Source organism: Actinacidiphila yeochonensis CN732 (assembly GCF_000745345.1).
In the GTDB taxonomy this organism is placed as follows: domain Bacteria; phylum Actinomycetota; class Actinomycetes; order Streptomycetales; family Streptomycetaceae; genus Actinacidiphila; species Actinacidiphila yeochonensis.
Genome location: NZ_JQNR01000005.1, coordinates 3356656 through 3377066, shown reverse-complemented (window position 1 = coordinate 3377066; position 20411 = coordinate 3356656). Strand labels below are relative to the sequence as shown.

Here is a 20411-nt window from a genome sequence, read left to right as displayed (position 1 = left end):
CGAAAGCTCCGACCGGGACGTCCCGTTCGGGACACGCCACGTTCAAGAAGCCCCACGGGGCCGAGGAAGCCCACGAGTCCCGCGTAGGACCCAATGGCCCCGGCCTATCTATGGACCCGACCGCTGGAGGACGCCCGCCATGGCCCGACCTGTCACCCTGTTCACCGGCCAGTTCGCCGACCTGCCGTTCACCGAGGTGTGCCGGCTCGCGTCCGAGTGGGGCTACGACGGGCTGGAGATCGCCTGCTGGGGCGACCACTTCGACGTCGAGGCCGCGCTCACCGACGACGCCTACCTGCCGAAGCTGCGCGAGACCCTGGAGCGGCACGGCCTCCAGTGCTGGACGATCTCCTGCCACCTCACCGGGCAGGCGGTGTGCGACCACCCGATCGACGAGCGGCACCAGGGCATCCTGCCGGCCCGGATCTGGGGCGACGGCGAGCCCGAGGGCGTGCGGCAGCGGGCGGCTGAGGAGATCAAGAACACCGCGCGGGCCGCGGCGGCCTTCGGGGTGCGCACGGTGGTGGGGTTCACCGGCTCCTCGATCTGGCACACGGTGGCCATGTTCCCGCCGGTGCCGCCGGCGATGATCGAGCGCGGCTACCAGGACTTCGCCGACCGCTGGAACCCGATCCTGGACGTCTTCGACGAGGTGGGGGTGCGCTTCGCGCACGAGGTCCACCCGAGCGAGATCGCGTACGACTACTGGAGCACGGTGCGCGCGCTGGAGGCCGTCGGCCACCGCCCGGCGTTCGGCCTGAACTTCGACCCGAGCCACTTCGTGTGGCAGGACCTGGACCCGGTCGGGTTCCTGTGGGACTTCAAGGACCGCATCTACCACGTGGACTGCAAGGAATCCGTCAAGCAGCTGAACGGGCGAAACGGGCGGCTCGGCTCCCACCTGCCGTGGGGCGACCCCCGGCGCGGCTGGGACTTCGTGTCCACCGGCCACGGCGACGTGCCGTGGGAGCCGGTGTTCCGCATGCTCAACAGCATCGGCTACGAGGGGCCGGTGTCGGTGGAGTGGGAGGACGCCGGCATGGACCGGCTGCTCGGCGCCCCGCAGGCGCTCGCCCACGTACGGGCGCTGGCCGCGATCGAGCCGCCCGCCGCGTCCTTCGACTCCGCCTTCAGCTCCTCCTCCTGAGGACACCCGCCCCCGTGGCGGGACCGCGCCCCGGAACGCCGCCCTGGTCAGGGGGGCGGCGCTCCGGGGCGTCCGCCCGTCCGGCGTCGAACGCCCGCTCCTCCCCTGTCCAGGCCGGCGGTCCGGCGCCGCCGCGTTCACTCGGCGCGGGACGACCGGACCGGCCCCCCTCCTTCACTCGGCGCGGGACGACCGGTCCGGCCCCGCCGCGGCCGCCGTCCACGGCACCGGCCGGCGAGGGCGCGCCGCCGGACGGGGCGGGGCGGCTCCTGGCCGCGGTCGGGGCGGATTTCCGGGGACGGCCCCGCCGGTACGTGCCGCCCCGGCAGAATGAGAAGGTGTCGAACCAGGGAATCGACCCCGGCCGGGTGCTGGCTCCAACACAGCTGCTGGCCGCGGTCCTTGTGCTGCTGGTGGTCTCGGTTCCCGCGTTCATCACAGGTGCGGCCACGGTCGGTTTGCCGGGCTGGGTACCGGGGATGTTCGCGGTGGCCGCGGTCGTCGACGTCCCCTTGACCATGCTGTTCGTCTATCAGCTGTTGACCCGGCACCGGCAGGACATCCTGCGCGACGACGCCTACGAGCGCATGGCGACGCTCGCTCACCGTGCGAGTCGCGGCCTGGACGCGTCGCTTGCCCAGGCGGGTGTCGACACCGAGAGCCTGGTCGCCGGAACCGCCGCTGTCGACCGGCAGGTGCTCGGCTACATGGGGCAGTTGGAAGCGTCGGTGGGGGCTCTGCGCGATCTCTCCCTGGCGGAGGCCGTGCCGCTCGACGCCGAGCTGAACCTCGGCAGGGCGCTGATGGCCGAGCGGCGGTGGGCGGAGGCGGCGGAGCACCTCGACCGCTACGCGGGAGAGGCGGACGCGGGCTGGGAGGTCCACTACGTCCGAGGGGTGGCCCACGCGAACACGCGCGGAGGGACCTCGTCCGACATCGCCGCCCTGCGGGCGTACGGCGACGCGATCGCTCTGCTGCCGTCCGACGCCGAACCCGACCTCGTCGCACGGCTGTTCACCTATCGGGCGGCGGCGGAAAAGCGCCTCGGCAGGTACGAGCAGGCGGAGGCGGATCTCCTGCTGGCCAGGCGGAAGGCCACCGCCGACTACGAGGTCACCGACATCGCGTACAACCTGGCCTCCGTGTACACCATGGCGGGCCGCCGCGACGACGCGCTCACCGAACTGCGCCGACTGCGCGACCTGGACGGCATCGGCCTCGTCCGCGGCCACCTGGACGACTACTTCCGGTCGCTGCGCGACGACCCGGACTTCCGGGAGGTCACGGGGATCTCACCGCTGTGACGCCGGAGTGCCGGCACGTCCGGTGGAAGGGCGCGCCAGAGGAACGCGACACGGCACCCCTTCGCACCGGGAGACGGCCACGGCGCCACCCTGGGGGGCGGCGCCGCGGTGCCCGCGAGCCCGCTCCGCTCCGTGTTCCGCGGCGCGGTCCGGCGGGGGCGCTCGTGGAGCGGGGCTGGGCCCTCCGCCGGCCGTGGCGGCTCAGCCGATCGTGGTGCGCGGCACGTTGTAGCCCTCGACGACGATGCGGGGGCGGTCGCCGCCGCGGGTGGGGTGCGGCCAGGTCGCGGTCAGGGTGCGCTCCTCGCCGGGCAGCAGCCACAGGTAGTTGTCCGAGAGGTACGCGGGCAGGAGGCGGGTGTCGGTGGCGCGGTCGCGCAGCGAGATCCGGACCATGGCGGCCGTGGCGGCGCCGGTGTTGCGCACCGTGAAGGTCAGCGCGCCGGGGTCTGACGCCCTGGGGCCGCGGCTCCCCCGGGCCTTCCGGCCGTGCCCGTCGGCGACCTGTCCGACGGTGACGCGGGTCTGCGCGAGGGAGTTGAGGCCGCGCAGGTCGGAGGGCTGCCGGTAGCGCCAGTAGGTGTTGCGCGACAGCGGGGTGCCGTCGGCGGCGGTGAGGTCCAGGCGCAGCAGGTGCAGGGCGGGCAGGTCGGCGGTGAAGGCGGCGACGGGCCCGTCCGCGGTGGCCGAGGCGGCGACGTCCACGGTGGCCGAGGCCGGCGGGGCCAGCCGGTTGCCGAGCAGGTCGTACGCGGTGGCGGTGGCCGTGGCGCCGGTCAGCGCGGCCGGGGTGTGGTTGACGGCGGTGATCTGGCCGTCGGAGGGCCGCAGTTGGATGTGCAGCGGCTCACAGGCGCAACGGGTGCCGTAGTAGAAGCCGTTGGTGTCCAGGTCGTAGTCGTAGGTCTGCCAGACGGTGCTGTACCAGGCCGGGTGGGACATCCAGAGCAGCAGCCCGGAGGCGTTGTCCCACAGCGCGGAGTTCCACGCCTCGAACATGGCGCGGGCGTTCTCGTAGTTGACGAGCTGGGCGCGGGTGGTGAAGGTGTCGAGGTCGTCGGCGGCGGTCAGCCGGTCCTCGATCGCCGCCTGGTAGCCCCGCGGGTCCTGGGCGCCGTTGCGGGCCCAGTCGTGGGCGCCCCACACGTCGCCGACCGGCCACGGCGCCTCGTCCCCGACGAGGTTGCGCATGGTCTCGGCGACGGGCAGGACGGGCATCCCGATCTCGGTGTGGAAGCCGAAGTTGCCGGTGCCGAAGTAGGAGCCGGGGTCGGTCCAGCTGTAGGGGCCGTGGCCCTTGACCACGCCGTCGGCGGAGCTGCCGAGGTAGAGGGTGTCGGGGTCCTCCTGGGCGACGAGCTGTTTCACGCCGTCGTCGATCGGGGTCGGCGGGGCACCCTCGTTGGCGCCGCACCACACGGCGATCGAGGGGTGGCTGCGGTAGGCGCGCAGGGTGTCGCGGGCCAGGGCGAGGTACGCGGCGTGGTCCGGCGGATCCATCGACCAGCCGTCCCAGAAGTCGTTCCAGACCAGCAGCCCGTTCTCGTCGCAGGCGGCGAAGAACTCCTCGCGGTTGGAGCAGCCGGTCCAGTTGCGGATCATGGTGAAGTTCTGGTCGCGGTGCAGGGCGACGGTGTCGGCGGTGCGGGTGCCCAGCACCCGGCGCAGCAGTTCGTCGAAGCCCCAGTTGCCGCCGCGGCAGAAGACGCGGGTGCCGTTGACGGAGATCTGGAGCGGCTGCACCGGCTTCTGGGCGACGGAGGTGGCCTCGGTCCAGTTCTGGCCGTCGGCGGAGACCTGCACGGTGAAGTCGGTGGCGTAGGCGGTCTCCCACTCGATCGCGACGCGGTCGACGCTCGCGGCCGAGCCGAGGTCGACCTGGATCCACTGGCCGTCCTGGTAGCCGGAGGACCAGCGGGTGGTGGAGTCGCCGTCGGTGACGTTCCCCGGCGGGCCGGCGCTGGAGTCGGTGGAGGAGGCGGTGGCGGGCCGGCCGAGGGCGAGGTCGGTGGAGTGGTCGCCGGCCGCGTAGACCGACAGCGTCCACATCGAGATGCCGTACTGGGTGGCCCGGTGGATGTCCTGGAGCCGCACGTAGCGGCCCTGTACGGCGGTGAAGTCGAGGACCTGGGAGCCGTGGCCGTTCACGATGGGGACCGGCATGCTGTAGCTGTAGTCGAACTGCCGTATCCCGAACCGCAGGGTGCGGCGGTCGCTGACGGCGCCGCCGGCCTCGGCGGTGAGGGTGAGGTCGTGCAGCACGGGCTCGCCGTAGCCGTTGGGCCACCACAGCTCGGGGTCGGCGATCCGCAGCGCGGGGAACTCGGCCGGGGCGAGGACGACGTCGGTGGTCGCGCCCGCCGGCACCGTGGCGGTCCTGGCGACACGCACCCCGTCGAACGCGGCCCGCACGGTGACCTTCTGGTCGCGGCCGGCGGTGTTGGTGACGGGGACGGTGAGGGTGATCTCGGCGGTGCCCAGGTCCGGCAGGTCGGGCAGCCTGGTGGAGACGTACGGGTCGGTGACGACGGCGGTGCCGGTGGAGCGCAGCCGCACGTGGTTCCAGATGCCGGTGGCGCGGTCGCGGACCGGCGGCATCCAGTCCCAGCCGGAGATCGACATGTAGGTGGGCGCGTTGCGGTTCATCGTGCCGCTCCCGGCGTCCAGCCAGGAGTCGCCGCTGGGGCCCTTGTCGGCGGGGCTGCCCGGGTAGGGCATCGGGTCGACCCGCACCGCGAGGACGTTGGGGCCGCGGCCGGGGCGCAGCGCGTCGGTGACGTCGAAGGCGGCCCGGGCGTAGGGGTGGACGGCGGTGCCGAGCCGGGTGCCGTTGAGCCAGAACTCGGCCTGGTGGTTGACGCCGTCGAACTCCAGCCGGACGCGGCGGCCGGGCCCGTGGTCCAGGCCGGCCGGGAGGGTGAACTCCCTGCGGTACCACCAGGAGTGGCGGGACAGCGCCTCGGGCACCTGGAGGTTGTTCCGGCCGAGGACCGGGTCGGGGAGCTTGCCCTGCTCGACGAGGGAGGCCAGTACGGTGCCGGGCACGGTGGCCGGCAGCCAGGCGGAGGTGTCCACGCCCGGGCCGGACAGCACGGCGCCGTCCGTGGAGGGCGCGAAGTCGTCGGTGGTGACCGTCCAGCCGGACTCGACGGGCACGCTGCCGTCGGCGGCGACGCGCAGCTCCGGGGGCGGGCCGGCGAGGGTGTGCCAGTCGGTCCAGCCCTCGGCGGCGGGGCGGGCGCCGTGCGCGGTGCCGTGCACCTGGAACCCGTTGAGGCCCAGCGGCGCGGCGGAGGAGCGGCTGGTCGCGGTCATCCGCACCCAGCGTCCGGTGGCGGGCGGGTCGAGGGGGATGCTGACGGCCCCGCCGCGTCCCGCGGTCTCCCGGTGCACGGTGGTCCAGGTCGAGTTGTCGGTGGACACCTCCAGGGTGAAGGCGACCGCGCAGCTGGACTGGATCTCGTCGCCGGTGGACCCCTCGCGGGAGTGGGCGCCGGAGGACGGCAGGTAGGGGGTGTCGTCGGCGGTGGCCTCGAAGACGAGGTCGACTCCGGTGACGGAGCACACCTGCTGGAGGTCGACGGCGATCCACTGGGGGTCGTCGCCGGTCCCGGCCCGCCAGCCGCTGCCGCGCACGCCGACCGCGTCCAGGCCGTCGGTGGCGAAGGACGGCTGGGTGGCCGCGTACGCGGTGGAGGAGGCCGTCACCGGGCGGTACCGGGCGAGGTCCGAGGCGGCCCGGCCGGCCGGGCCCCCGCCCCCCTTGGCCGCCGCCGCGGCGGCTCCGGCGGGCAGCAGCACGCCGGCGCCGAAGGCGGCGAGCACGGTGGAGTTGGCGGCCAGGAAGCCGCGCCGGGACACCCCGGGCCGGGCGGGCCGCCGGGCCGGGGATGACTCGGGCTGCTGGGCCGGTGGCCCGGCTGGTTCGTCGCGCACGGGTGCCTCCTTGGCGGGGCGGTGGTGGCGGAACGTCGGAAGGTGGAGCGTCGTAAGGCGGAGCGTCGGAACGGACGTCGGACGATCGGACCGCCGTACGTCGTACCGTCGGATCACGGGAATGTCAGACCGTCAGACCGTCAGAACGGCCGTGCGCCCGGACATCCCGAGCGTCGGACCGTCGTACCGTCGGATCACGGGAACGTCGGACCGTCGGACCGTCGGACCGGGTGCGGGCGGGTGCGGGCGGGTGCGAGCGGGTCCGGCGGCCCCGCACCCGGGTGCGGGGCCGCCGGCGGGGATCAGCTGCCGTAGACCTCCACGTCCCACAGCGAGAAGCCGTAGGAGGTGGCGCGGGTCGTCAGGTCCAGCCGTACGTAGCGTCCGGTCGCGCTCAGGCCCGGGAAGTCCATCCAGCCGGCGGCGGAGTTGCCGGTGACCGTGGCGACGGTGGTCCAGGTGTGGCCGTCCGCGGAGACGTCGACGGCGAAGTCCCTGGCCGTGGCCGTCTCCCAGTCGAGCTTGATCTCGGTGACGGAGCGGACCGCGCCGAGGTCGAGCTGGAGCCACTGGTTGTCGGCGTAGTCGCTGGTCCAGCGGGTGGTGCTGTCACTGTCGACGGTCTTCTCCGGGCCGACGTCGCCGTCGGTGGTGCGGGTGGAGGAGGCTGTGACCGCGGCGCCGAAGGAGATCAGGTGCGCCACCGGCGGCGGCGCGACCGGGGTGAAGGTGATCTCCACCGCGGTGGCGCCCTTGGGCAGCGTGACCCGGACGCCCTGCCGGCCGGCCGTGCCGAGCGCGCCGATCCGCTGCCGCCGGCCGCCCACGGTGAGCACCGTGCCGTCCAGGCCCGGCGGCACGGACAGCTCGACCGACTGCCGGATCGCGGACTCCAACCGGGCGGTGACGGTACCGCCGGGGTAGTCCCAGGCCAGCGAGGCGATGGTGATCCGGCCGCGGGCGAGGATGCCGGAGATGCTGCCCGTGGCCAGCGCGCCGGGCAGCGCGGGCAGCAGGTCCAGGCGGCCGGGGGCGGAGAAGGCCAGAGCGTTGTGCAGGACGGCCGGGATGCCGCCGCTGGCGTCGATGTTGAAGACGTTCAGGTCGTCGTAGTGCGAGGGGACCAGGCTGGTGTGGAAGACGTTGTTCGCCGCCATCAGGGTGAGGAAGTTCCAGATGTCGTCGCCGCGGCCGAGCCGCGCGGCGCACAGCGACGCCTGCATCCGGTAGTGCGACTCCGACTCGGTGACGCTGCGGATCTTCTTCTCGTACGCCTTCTCCGCCGCCGTCCAGATCTGCGGGGTCTGCTCGGGGCTCAGCTCGTTGCTGACGAACAGCGGGTACAGCGGCGACAGATGGCGGTGCGGCGGGAACTCCAGCATGTTCGCGCCGATGAACTCCTTGAGGGTGCCGTCGGCGACCGCCGGCACCCCGCCGTCCATCAGCCAGTTCGGCGGCGGCGTGCCGCCGGTGGTGTCCGCGGTGTTGACCATGTAGGCGGGGAAGCGGGTGAGCAGCTTCTCCCAGCGGGGCACCGACTCCTTCTCCACGCCGAGCAGCCGGCAGCCCTCGACCAGGTTGGTGAGCACCTCCTTGGCGACGGCGAAGTCGATGGTGGCGTTGTCGGCGAAGGCGGACTCGTAGGAGAAGGACGGGGTGGAGCGCAGCGTTCCGTCGGCGTCGGCGGTCCACCAGTCCTCGTAGAACAGGGCGCAGTCCTTGAGGTACGGGATCGCGCGGTGGCGCAGGAAGTCCAGGTCGCCGGTGTAGCGGTAGTAGTCGTAGAAGTAGTGGCCGAGCCAGCCGGCGATGGAGACCTGGTTGAACCACTGCCAGTCGTGGTTCTGCTGGAAGTAGGTGCCCTGGTCCTGCATCCGCGCCGGGTACAGGATGCCGCGGCAGCCGGCCAGCTTGGCGGCGCCCTCGCGCCAGGACGGCACGCCGGACTCGATGAGGGAGAAGAAGCCCTCCATCAGCTCGGGCATGTTGCCGCTGACGATGGAGTCGACGGCGAGCTGGAGGTTGGCGTCGGCGCTGTAGTCGCTGTGCCAGGGCGGGCTCCAGCTGCCGTTCCAGATGCCCTGGAGGTTGGGCGGCAGGTCGCCGCTGGCGGACATGACGGTGTAGCGGCAGGCGTCGTAGACCTTCTCCAGCAGGGCCGCCGGCAGGGTGCGTTCGCGCTGGGCGCGGGCGAGCAGCTCGTCGGTGGTCAGCGCGCGGTCGGCGCCGCCGCCGAAGTCGACCCGGACCCGGTTGTAGAGCTCGCCGTGGACGGCGGCGTGCGGGCGCAGCAGTGCGTCGAAGTCGGGCTTGAGGCGGCGCAGTTCGGCGGCCAGCTGCTGGACGCCGCCGGTCTGCGGCGGGCGCCAGCGGGTGATGCGGATGAGCAGGGTGAGGCGGTCGGCGCCCTAGACGGTGATGGTGGTGTCGTCGGTGGTCGCCGTGCCGCCGGTGGTGGCGACCCGGATGACGCCGTCGTAGCCTCCGTTGCCCGGGGCGTAGAGGTTGTGGAAGCCGATCCAGTCGGTGCCGTGGGCGGGGCCGGGGGTGATGAGGCCGGTGCCGACGGGGCCGAGGGTGAAGACGGCGTCCAGGGCGCCCCGGCCGGGGCCTTCAACGGTGTAGACGACAACGTTGTCCGGGCGCGAGGCGAACGCCCGGGTGGTGAAGGTGCCGGCGCTGCCCTGCCAGGTGGTGGTGACCTCGCCGGTCTCGAAGTTCTCGGTGCGCTGGTAGCCGGTGGCCTGGTCGGCGCCGGTGAGCGCGCCGGTGAGGAAGAGCCCGGGATGGTAGTCGATGGACTCGTCGGGGGCCAGGCCGTGCGCCGTGGACTGGGCGAAGGACCAGTCGAGCATGGCGGTGTAGCCCTGCTCCTGGATCATCTGCCGGATCTGCGGCAGATACGCGGCGGTCTCCGCGATGGTGCGCTGCTCGGGCGGGTACTGCGAGGTGTAGAGCCGGTTGTGGTTCACCAGCACGGTGGGGGCTTCGGGGCGGCCGTAGAGCACGGCGCCGAGGTTGCCGTTGCCGGTGATGAAGCCGCTCTCCCAGTTCTCCGTCCAGGAGGTGCTGACGGCCGTGCGCGGGGCGTCGTCCTTCGGGGCGCCGCCGCGGCCGGCCCGGCCGCCGTGGGCGTTCCGGCTCGCGGCGGGTCCGCCCTCCGAGGCGGCGGCGGGCGCGGCGGCGGCGAGCGGCAGCGCGCCGACGGCTGCGGCGCCGCCGGCGATCTGCAGGAAGTCTCTTCGGTCGAGTCTGCTCATGACGACTCCTCAACTGGCTTCGGCTGCAAGGACCGTGGGCGCGGGGCCGGGAGCGGCGCCCGGGTGGGCACGAGGGCGGTGGCGGTGGCGGTGGCGGAGCTGCGGGCGGAGCGGCTTCACGGGCCAGGCGGGTGCGGGCCGTGCGGGGTGCGGGCGCTACGGGCGGGTGCGGTTGGCGCAGGCGGGTACGGCGGGTGCGGGCGGGCACGGACGTCGGGGTGGCGCGGGAGCGGCGTGGCGGGGCGGGGCGACACGGCGGACGCGTCGGGAAGCGCCGTCCCGTAGCGCTTCCCGACCGGTCCACACGGACGTCACTAGTCGGCAAGACATCCGATGTCCGGACCTTTATATGACCACACCCGACCCATGTAAAGAGTGCGCGCAGCATCTCCCCCCAGAGACATCCGACGACTGTTCGGTGACCGGGACGCCTGTCGCCGATGCCGCGGCCGCAGCGGGCCGCTCCCGGCCGTCGGCCCTCCGTCCCCGGGCATGCCGCTGAGCCGGCCGCCCGCACCCCGGTGGCACGGGGTGCGGGCGGCCGGCTACTGCCGTCGGGCGGGCCGGCGGCTACCGCACGGCGTACACGTAGATCTCGTGGACCGACATGTACAGCCCGCCGGCCTTGGTGTTGACCACCTTCAGGTAGCGGGCGGCCACCGGGTCGAAGCTCAGCGTCATGACGCCGCCCGTGGTGTACGGGGAGGTGTCGGCGAGGCTGAGCACCGTGGTCCAGGTGGAGTTGTCGGTGGAGACCTGGAGGTCGGCGGCGCTGGGGCAGTCGCCGCTGGAGGCGGAGGCGTCCCAGATGATCTTGTCGATCGTGTGCTCGGCGCCGAGGTCCAGGCCGTAGTACATGCCCGGCTCGCGGAGCGTGTCGGTGCTCCAGCGGGTGCTGGGGTTGCGGTCGAAGGCGTTGGCCGGGTTGCTGCTCGCCGGGTTGGTGAAGCCCTTCCACCCGGAGGTGGGCAGCTGGCCGGAGCCGGAGCCCGCGGCGAAGGCGGCGCCGACGTTGGCTGCCAGCGCGGCCGCCAGTCCCACCTGGGCGGGCAGCGCGGTCTTCACCGGCCACAGCAGCTGGTCGACGACGACCGTTCCCTTGCCGAGCGGTCCGTGCCACAGCGCGGTGCCGGCCGTGAAGCCGACGGCGCTGTGCGCGGCCTTGCCGTACTTGGTCTGCTCGTTGCCGGCGGTGAACTGGCTCCAGTCCACCGCCCGGGTGGCCACCGCGCCGGTGCCGCCCTTGGCGGTGACGGTGCTGGTCACCAGCGTGCTGCCGGCGCCCGGCCAGTCCAGGTCGGCGTTGCTGAGCCCGGCGGTGAGCGGCGAGTCGCCGGTGACGACGGCACCGTGCTGGTGGGTGGCGTCCACCGCGGACAGCGACGCGCCCTTGGGCAGGAACGCGGCCACGGCGGGCAGCGTGTCCGGGGTGGCTCCGTTGACCCACAGGGTGCCGCCGGCCTCGATCCAGCCGGTGACGTCGGAGGCGGCGGCCTTCAGTGAGGCCAGCGCGGCGTCGTTGCCGGCCGAGGCGTCCACCAGCAGCACGTCCAGCGCGGCCAGCGCGGCGGCGTCCACCGTGGTGAGCGCGGTGAGGTCGGCGCCGGCCGCCTTGAGGGTGGTCGCGGCGGCGCCGGCCGGGTCGGCGGCGAGCACCCCGAACCGCCCGGTGGCCGGGGCCGGGGCGGCCGCGTACCGCAGCAGGTTGCGCAGCAGCGCGTCGGCGACCGGCTCGTCGGCCTGGGCGGACACCACCGGGTACTGGCACATCAGGTAGCGGCCCTTGCCGAAGCGGGCCTCGGCCAGCGCGGAGGCGGCCAGCGCCGGTCCGCCGTCGGCCAGCGAGAGCAGGCTGCCGAAGCGCGGCTTGAGCAGCAGGGTGGAGACCACGATCTCGTTGTCGGTGTGCCACCAGCGCAGGTCGTCGGCGCCGATACCGGCGAGCACCGGGTGGTTCGGCGCCGCGACGTGCGTGACGGTCTGCGAGCTGCCGACGGTGAACTGCGGCCACGGCAGCACCTGCGGGAAGGTGCTCTGGGCCAGCACCAGCACCTGGCCGCCGCCCTGGACGAACGCGGCGACCGCGGTGCCGGCCGTGCCGTCCACGGACGGGTCGGCGCCCTCGGCGATCACCAGCACCTCGCCGGAGGCGGGGTCGGGCAGCGTGCCGAGGTCGCCGAGGGCGCGGGCGGTGACGCCCAGTGCCGTCAGCGCGGCGGTGGTGGCGGAGCCGCCGGCGCCCTCCAGCACGGCCGCCTTCAGCGGGGTGCCGAGCTTGGCGGCGGGCGCCGGGTGGAGGGTGAGCGGGAGCTCGTCGGTGAAGCCGGCGCCGTCACCGGTGACGGAGATCCGCAGCGTGGCCGCGGTCTTCTTCCGGACGGCCGGCAGCGCGAGTCGCGCCGTCACGGTGGCCCGGCCGGTGGCGGCCACGGTGGTGCGCGCGGAGCCCTTGCGGGTGGGCAGGCCCTGGCCCTTGAGCGTCCAGGACACCGTCAGCGCGGCCTGCCGGGCGGTGTCGTTGCACACCATCAGGTCCTTGCTGAGGGTGCTGCCGCCCGCGTAGTGCGTGCGGTAGTCCATGGCGAGCGCGGCGACCGGCTGGAAGACCCGGACCACGGCGTCGTGGATCGGGTTGGGCCGGTAGGCGGGCAGGCCGCGCTGGAAGCCCGGGTTGAGGGTCGCGGCGAACGGGCCGACCCGGCGCAGCACCGGCCCGGAGCCCTCGGGGTCGCGGGCCGGGACGGAGGTGCCGTCGAACGGCAGCGGCTCCATGCCGTACCAGACGGTGTTCCAGGGGGAGATGGCGGTGATCCCCGCGTACCGGAAGCCCTCGATCTGGGCGCGCAGGGTGAGGGCGTGCGCGCTCCACAGGCCGTCGAGGCCGGCGTAGACGGCGGGGCCGCCGACCGCGCTGACGTCGGACGGGTTGGCGTAGTACATGGAGCTGAACTCGCTGATGAGGAAGGGCTTCTGGCGGTCCCACTCGGTGCCCCGGGACTGGCCGGGGGCGAGCGCGCGGGCGCTCTCCGGGATGGCGGTGCTGCCGGAGGTGATCTCCAGCGGGTAGTGGGTGCTGCGCAGGTCGCCGGCGCCCTCGGGGTCCCCGTCGCCCTCGAAGTAGACCGGCCGGGTGGTGTCCTGGGCGAGGACCGGCCGCTTGAGGGTGGCGACCTTCGCCGACCAGCTCTGGCCGAAGGCGGCCAGCATCTCGTTCTCCGCGCTCCAGGCGATGATCGAGGGGTGGTTGCGGTCGCGCAGCACCCGGTCGGTGAGGTGGGTGGCGCAGTTGGCCCAGAAGTCGTCGGCGTTCAGGGCGTAGTTGCCGGAGGAGCCGTAGATGCCGGACTCGCCGACGATCAGCATGCCGAGCTCGTCGGCGACGTCGTAGTAGACGGGCGGGTACGGCATGGCGTGCAGCCGCATGTAGTTGACGCCGGCCGCCATCGCCATCCGCATCCACAGCTCGGCGTAGGCGCGGCTGTTCTGGACCGAGCCCATGTAGTGCCAGGAGTCGCCGCGCAGCAGCTGGGGTTCGCCGTTGAGCAGCAGGGCGGGCCCGTCGACGGTGACCTCGCGGAAGCCGAACCGCTCGGTGGCCGAGTCGCGGACCGGGCCGGTGGCGGAGGAGCGGACGTCGACGCGCAGTTCGTACAGGTGCGGGTCAGCGGGGCTCCACAGCCGCGGGTGCGTCCAGGCCGCCTGCTCCTCGACGGTGGCGGTGCCGCCGGCCGGCACGGTGACCCGGCGGCTGAGCCGCATGACCTGGCGGGGGCCGTCCCAGACGGTGTGGTCGACGGTGACGGTGGCGTCGGCGGCCGAGTCGTTGCGCAGCCGGGTGGTGGCGGTGAGCCGGCCGTCGGTGACGGAGGTGACGACGGCGGTGTCGGCGACGGAGACGGTGTCGCGGGCGAGCAGCCACACGTCCTGCCAGATGCCGGCCGCCTCCTGGCCCCACCAGGAGCCAGCCGGGTGGTGGTAGCCGTCGGACTGGCGGGCCGCGGCGCCGGGCGAACGCACCAGCAGGTGGACGGTGTTGGAGCGGCCGAAGACGATCTGGTCGGTGACGTCGGCCTCGAAGGGCAGCAGGCCGTCGAGGTGGTGGGCGACCTGCGTGCCGTTGACGTACACGGTGGCCTCGAAGTTGACGGCCTCGAAGCCCAGCACGATCCGCCGGCCGCGCTCCGCGGCGGGCACGGTGAAGGTGCGCCGGTACCAGGCCGTGTCGGCGCTGTTCCAGTCGGCCGGGGTGTCGAACACGTCGTAGGCGTGCCAGTCGGTGGCAAACGGGCCGGAGTCCATGTTCCACTCCGCCGGCACGGGGATGCCGGCCCAGCCGCTGTCCGGCGGCGGGTAGGCGGCGCCCGCGGCGGCGGGCTGGAAGTCCCAGGTGCCGTTGAGGGAGGCCAGGACGCGGGAGCCGCCGGAGCGCGGCGCGGCGGCGGCACCGCCGGGTGCGGCCTGGGCGGTGCCCAGCCGCTGCACGGCCAGCGCGGCGGCGGTGGCCGCGGCGGTGGTGAGTACCTGGCGGCGGGTGGGGACGAGCGCGGAACTGCTCGGCTGCTGGGGGTTCATGGTTCCTTCCGTGGGCACCGCGAGGGTGCGCCGCAGTACGGGCGGTGGCGGGCGCGAGGGGATGGCGGGCGTACGGGAGCGGCCGTGCCGCGGGGGCGCGGTGGCCGGTACGGCCGGGTGGAGGTGCGCGGGGGTGCGGGTGGGCCGCACGGGTACGGGTGGGCCGGCGCCGCGGTGCGGGGGCCGGCCGGGGCCCGGCGGCGCGGCGGGGCGGGCCGCCGGCGGACGCGGGCGCGGCCCGGAGGCGCCGCGGGGAGGAACGGGGAGCCACGGCGGTGGCAGGGCGGCGCACGACGGTGGCAGGGCGGGTCCGGCCGGAAGGCCGGGCGGCGCGGCGGACGGTGTCCGGGCGGGCGGGGCGCCCGGCCCCGCGGGGTGCGGGGCCGGGCCCGGTCGTGCGGCGGGGCTGTGGCGGGCCCCGGGCGGGGCCGGCCGCGTGGCGTGCGGCCGGCCGCGCTTGGTCGTACGGGAGGCTGCCGTCAGCCGCCGATGGCGATGGAGAAGAGGTGCATGGCGACCTGGTGGTCGACCACGCCCTGGCTGACGTTCGGCAGGGTGATGGCCTTCACGGTCTTGCCGGGGAGCAGGTTCACCGTGGCCGCGTAGATGTGGACGGTCTGGTTCTGCTGGCCTCCGCTGTTGTTGAGGTAGCTCAGGCTCGCGGCGATGTCGCTGCCCTGCGAGGCCGATCCGGACCACCAGTCGGCGATGGCCAGGGAGTACGACTGGGTGGTGCCGTCGGTGTAGACGACGGTGCCGGTACCCGAGGTCGCGCCGAAGGCGCTGGCGCCGACGAAGCCGAGCTTGGAGCCGCTGCCGGTGATGTCGATGGCCTGGCCGCCGGCCACCACGTTGTCCGGGGCGCCGGTGCCTGCGCTGGCCGGCCACGGGAAGGAGACCCCGTCGTGGACGGTGGACTGACCGGGCGTCCAACCGGCCGCCTGGAGCGCCTGGTTGGAGAAGCTGGCGCCCTCACCGTCGAGGCTGCCGGTCTTGGTGTTGCTGTCGTTGCTGATCGCCGAGTTGCCGTAGGCGGCGGTCACCGAGGCGTACGGCACGGTGACCGGGGCGCTCGCGGTGTAGCTGCCGGTGGGGGCGGTGGTGGTGGCGTCCAGCTCGAACGAGGCCGGGGCGGTGCCGGCCGGGACCGACACCTGCCAGGTGGTGGTGACCTTCTGGCCGGGGGCCACGGTGCCGAAGTCGGCCGGGGTGGTGGCCTGGACGTTCCAGCCGTCGGGCGCCGTGAGGCCGGTGCTCACACCGCTGACCGACGTGGTGCTGCCGTTGGTGTACGAGGTGGTGGCGGTCAGCGTGCTGCCGGCCTCGGCGATCGGCGGGGCGTCGATCGTCGAGGTGTTGCGCACCACGATGGGCGCGGAGCCGGTGACGCCGCCCACGGTCGCGGAGATGGATGCCACGCCGTCGGCGACCGCGTGCACGGTGCCGTCCTTGTCGACGCTGGCGACCTTCGTGTCGCTGCTCTTGTAGGTGACCTTCGTGGTCTTCAGGTCGACGAAGGACTCGTCGTTGTTGACCGCCTCCACGACGTTGTCAGCGGTGATCGCGGTGTCCCGCTGCTCCTGGGAGTGGTCGGTGTCGTCCTTGATCCACTTGTTCTTGCCGGTGAGGCTGAAGGAGTCGCCGGCGGCGAGCACGACGTTCTCCGGCTGCACGGTGACGTCCTGGACCTTGGGCGTCAGGTTGCCCGTGACCTTCACCTTGGCGGTGCCGGCCGGGTCGGCGGAGTCGGCGCCGAGCCGGAACGCGTAGGTGCCGTCGTAGACGACCTCCTTCGCGGAGTCCGCGTCCCAGAAGGACAGGTCGGCGATGTTGACCTTGATCGCCACGTGCTGCGTCTTGCCGGGCTTGAGCACCTTGGTCTTGGCGAAGCCGACCAGCCGCTCCTGCGGCAGCTGCGTGTCGGCCACCTTGAACTGGGTGGCCGCGTAGAGCTGCGCGACGGTGGCGCCGGCGGTGGAGCCGGTGTTGGTCACGTCGGCGGTCACCTTGACGGTGCCGTCCGCGGAGACCTGGTCCTTGTTGACGGTGATGTTCGAGTACGTGAAGCCGGTGTAGCTCAGGCCGTAGCCGAACGGGTAGTCCGGGGTGCCGGTGAAGTACTCGTAGGTGCGCCCGAGGCCGTCGGTGTCGGCCGGGGTGAGGCCGTAGTTCTGCTTGTCCGGCAGCTGCGAGTCGTCCTTGTACCAGGTGAAGTTGAGGTGCCCGGACGGGTTCTGCTTGCCGAAGAGCACGTCCGCCAGGGCGGTGCCCTGGGCCTGGCCGTTGTAGCCGCTGAAGACGATCGAGGAGACCGGCGAGTCGGCCTTCTGCACGGTGTCGTCGAGGGTGACCGGGCCGTCGGACTGGATCACCAGGGCGATGTTGTCGTTGCCCTGGGCGGCGGTCTGGTCGATCAGCGAGTCGTAGTTGCCGGGCATCTTGAGGCTGGCCCGGTCCTTGCCCTCGTCGGCGTTGCTCTGGTTGGTGCCGACGAAGACGACGACCAGGTCGGCGGCGGCGATGTCGGCCTTGGTCTTGTCGCTGAGCACGGCCGCGCCGGTGGCGGTCGAGGAGGTGCCGGCCGCGTCGTAGACCACCGAGGCGGTCGGGTCGGCGGCGTGCACCTCGTTCTCGATGCCCTGGACGGGGCTGGTCGTGTGGTCCGGCTGGCCGGAGTACAGGCCGAGCGTGGCGGTGTTGGCCATGTCGCCGAGGATGACGACCTTCTTGGCCTTCGCCGGGTCCACCGGCAGCAGCGCGCCGCCGCCCGAGGTCCGCTTGTTGTTGCGCAGCAGCACCAGGGAGTTGTCGGCGACCTTGGCGGCCAGCTCCTGGTGGGCCGGCGACTCGATCTGGTCCTTGGTGATCTGGGTGTACTTCACCTTGCTCGCCGGGTCGAACTCACCGGTCTCCATGCGGATGGTGAAGACCTTGACCAGCGCGGTGTCGATGACGCCCTCGCTGAGCACGCCGGCCTTGATGGCGGCGTCGACGTTGGCGGTGGTGGCCTCGTCACCGGTGCAGTTCAGGTCGGTGCCGGCCCGCAGGGTGTAGGCCTCGGCGCCGGCCTGGCCGGGCACGGTGGTACCCGTCGCGGTGTTGGTCCACGTCGGGTTGCTCGACTTGTGGTCGGTGGTCCAGCCGGGCGGGGCCCAGTCGTGGCCGCCGGGGAACTGCTGCCACGCGGTGCCGACGGCGCCGCAGTCGGAGGTGATGTAGCCGTTGAACCCGTAGGTGCGCTGGGCGAGTTCGTTGGTGGTGTAGGTGTCCGCACTGGACGGGGTGCCGTTGATGGCGTTGTACGACGTCATCAGGCCGGCCACGTGGGCCTGCTCGATCAGGTCGCGGAACTGCGCGGTGTAGTAGTCGCGCAGGTCGGTGTCGTTGGTGTTGGAGCTGATGCCGGTGCGGTTGTCCTCGACGTTGTTGAGGGCGTAGTGCTTGGCGGTGGCCGCGACCTTGAGGTAGCCGGTCTGCGAGGTGCCGTCCTGGTTGTTGCCCTCGTAGCCGTCGATGAACTGGCCGGCCATCTGCCCGGTGAAGTACGGGTCCTCGCCGAACGCCTCGTCGGTGCGGCCCCAGCGCGGGTCGCGGTCGAGGTTGACGGTGGGCGCCCAGTAGGTGAGGTCGCCGTAGTCGTCGGCGGACGGGCCGAGGTTGTTCTGCCCGGTACCGAAGAGGGACTTGTCCACGTAGCCGCGGGCCTCGTCGGAGATCGCGGTGCTCTCCTGGTACATCAGGTCCTTGTCCCAGGACATGGACGACGCGAAGTTCGTCGGGAAGGTGGTGGAGTGGACACCGCCCTGCGCCCCGCCGTTGTTCTGGTCCGCGCCGAGGCTGTTGACGCCGTGCTGGCCCTCGCTCCAGTACGTGTACTGCTGGACGCCCAGCCGGGGGATGGCCGGCCCGCTGTTGGTGGAGAGCTGCTGCACCTTCTCCTGGAGGGTCATCCGGGAGACCAGGTCGGCGGCCCTCTCCTGGAACGAGTAGCTCGTGTCGAGGTAGATCGGCGTGGCCGCCGCGACCGTCGACGCCTGTGCCAGCGCGGTGCCGCCGGCGGTCGCGGTGAGCCCCAGTGCGCACACCAGCGCGCACGCGGCGGCGAGCCCCGCCTGCCTGCGCTTTCGCTTGTCCATCCTGCCTCCGTCGTCCGTGGAACGTTCTCAAGCAGTACGTAACTTTGGTGCAAGTCTGAAGAAACTAAGGGTCATTGGTTCTTCAGTTCGGCAGTTTGTTGTCAGGTTTGACAGCCAGTCAAGAGCCATGACACGACTTCGTTCGACAGTTTTGCGCGATGGCGGCAAAACGGCTCCTCGCCGAGGTGTCTTGAAGACGCGTGGCCTCCGCCGATCCCCGCGTCGGCCCGGACCGGCGGCACTGGACGGCGCGCCCGGCCGGGCGGCGGCGCGTTCCACCAGGAGGCGGGGTTCCGCCGGGAGGACGGGCTCCGCCAGGACGGGGCTCCGGCGGGTGGGGTCGCGTTCAGCCGCTCCGGGCTGCCGGGTTCAGCCCCGCGGGCGCAGCCTGGGGGTGAAGGTGGCGTGGAAGATGGTCGAGGCGGCGCCCACCGCGGCGGCCTCGGCGCTGAGCACGGACGGCTCGACCTCGACCCGGCGCAGCCGCCGGGCGGTGGGGAACTCGTTGACCACCCGGTGGATCTCCTCCAGGTAGAAGGCCGCGGTGTCCTCGGTGAAGAACGGGCCGCCCAGCACGATGAGGTCGATGTCGAGCAGGTCGACCAGGCCCAGCGCGCCGCGTCCGACCGCGCCGGCCACCTCCCGCAGCGCGGCGGCCGCGGCGGCGTCGCCGGCCGCCGCGGCCCGCGCCACCTCCTGGTACGCGGCGGTGCTGCCGCGCGCCGCCAGGGACGGCCGCAGGCCGGCGCGGGTCGCGAACTCCGGTACGGACGACGGGGGGTTGCACTCGGGCACCATCGCGGGGCGCCCGTCGGGCGCGGTGCGGCCCAGGGATATCGCGCACAGCTGGCCGAACTCCCCCGCGTTGGCGCTCACTCCGCGGTAGAGGTCGCCGTTGAGGTAGAGGCCGGAGCCGACGCCGGTGCCGAGGTAGAGGTAGGCGAAGTCACGGGCCCGGCGGTCGCGGCCGATCCACCGCTCCCCCGCCGCCGCGGCCAGCGAGTCCTTCTCGATCGTCACCGGGCAGGGGAAGTGGTCCTTGAGCAGGTAGAGCAGCGGCAGGTCGTTCCACGCCGACATCAGCGGCGGCCCCAGCACCGTCCCGGAGGCGATGTCCACCGGCCCCGGGACCGCGACGCCGATCCCCAGGAACCCCTCCTCCGGCACCGCGCCCTGCGCCTTCTCCAGCGCCTCCCGGGCCAGCGCCACGATCTGCGCCACCGACTCGGACGGGCCGGTCCCGGCGTCCACCGGCCGGGTGGCGGTGCACACGATCGCCCCGTCGAGGTCGATCACCACCGCCGTCAGCACCTCGGGGTCGATGTGCAGGCCGAGCGCGTGCGCCGCGGTGCCGCACAGCCGGACCGGGGTGCGCGGCTTGCCCGACGTGGCCCGGCGCTGCGCGTCCTCGACGAGGATGCCCCGGTCGATCAGCGAGCGGGCGATCCGGGAGACGGACTGCTGGGTGAGGCCGGTGCGGTGCGCGATCTCCCCCCTGGTGGTGGACCCGGCCAGCCGCACCGACTCGATCACCACGCACTCGTTGAACGAGCCGAGGTCGAGCTGGTTGGCGCCGCTGGACGCCGCGCGCTGCCCGGCTGTCCCGGCCTGCTCCGCCCCCGCGTGCTCCGGCGCGCCGCGCACCAGGCCCGCCACGCTCTCGCGCAGCCACCGCACGGAGGTGCCCGGTCGGCCGAGCGCCGCCACCAGGTCCAGGTAGACGCGCCGGGAGGACTCCGGGTGGCTGGTGCTGTCCAGCGCGGCCAGGGCCCGGACGAAGCTGCGCCAGGAGGCGTTGGCCGGCAGCGCGTGCCGGGCCGGCGGGGCGCCGGCGGTCGGGGTCCCCCGGCGGCCGGCACGGCGGGCGCGGACTCCCGGGCGGGGCCCGGCCTTCCGGCCGCGGCGCCGGCCAACGCGCGGGCGGCCGTCCGGGACGCGGCGGGCGCGTCGGCGCCCCCGGGGTCCTCGGCGCCCCCGGGGTCCTCGGGGGCCTCGGGGTCGCCCCACAGCGTCACCGCGTGCAGCGCGATACCGGGGTGGCGGGCGGCGGCCTCGG

At 73.4% G+C, this 20411-nt stretch carries 8 protein-coding genes; 2 read left to right on the top strand and 6 right to left on the bottom strand.

The features are described from left to right. The first annotated feature begins 139 nt into the window (after window positions 1-139). Together BS72_RS25795 and BS72_RS25790 are read left to right on the top strand one after the other, a co-directional pair. On the top strand, window positions 140-1147 hold the full coding sequence (locus BS72_RS25795) for a sugar phosphate isomerase/epimerase family protein (RefSeq protein ID WP_037913989.1): 1008 nt from the start codon (window positions 140-142) through the stop codon (window positions 1145-1147). A gap of 338 nt (window positions 1148-1485) precedes the next feature. Continuing rightward, window positions 1486-2451, top strand: a complete 966-nt coding sequence (locus tag BS72_RS25790; protein WP_037913986.1) for a tetratricopeptide repeat protein — start codon at window positions 1486-1488, stop codon at window positions 2449-2451. 201 nt (window positions 2452-2652) lie between these two features. On the opposite strand, the gene BS72_RS25785 is transcribed toward BS72_RS25790, so the two are convergent. The 6 genes from BS72_RS25785 to BS72_RS25760 all read right to left on the bottom strand — a co-directional run bounded on the left by BS72_RS25785 (window position 2653) and on the right by BS72_RS25760 (window position 20062). Next, the gene (locus tag BS72_RS25785; RefSeq protein WP_078901627.1) at window positions 2653-6387 is read right to left on the bottom strand and encodes a discoidin domain-containing protein; all 3735 of its coding nucleotides are present in this window, start codon (window positions 6385-6387) and stop codon (window positions 2653-2655) included. A 302-nt stretch (window positions 6388-6689) separates the two neighbouring features. Then, window positions 6690-8678: a discoidin domain-containing protein gene (locus BS72_RS25780; protein ID WP_407639062.1), complete on the bottom strand. Its 1989-nt coding sequence runs from the start codon at window positions 8676-8678 to the stop codon at window positions 6690-6692. Between the two features lie 117 nt (window positions 8679-8795). Continuing rightward, window positions 8796-9647, bottom strand: a complete 852-nt coding sequence (locus BS72_RS25775; protein WP_037913982.1) for a glycoside hydrolase N-terminal domain-containing protein — start codon at window positions 9645-9647, stop codon at window positions 8796-8798. Between the two features lie 570 nt (window positions 9648-10217). Further along, entirely contained in the window at window positions 10218-14219 is a 4002-nt protein-coding gene (locus BS72_RS39305; protein ID WP_037913981.1) for a glycoside hydrolase family 2 protein, read from the bottom strand. A 479-nt stretch (window positions 14220-14698) separates the two neighbouring features. Further along, window positions 14699-18355, bottom strand: a complete 3657-nt coding sequence (locus BS72_RS25765) for a glycoside hydrolase family 3 C-terminal domain-containing protein (protein WP_037913979.1) — start codon at window positions 18353-18355, stop codon at window positions 14699-14701. A gap of 369 nt (window positions 18356-18724) precedes the next feature. After that, window positions 18725-20062, bottom strand: a complete 1338-nt coding sequence (locus BS72_RS25760; RefSeq protein ID WP_232792536.1) for an ROK family transcriptional regulator — start codon at window positions 20060-20062, stop codon at window positions 18725-18727. Window positions 20063-20411 lie beyond the last annotated feature (349 nt).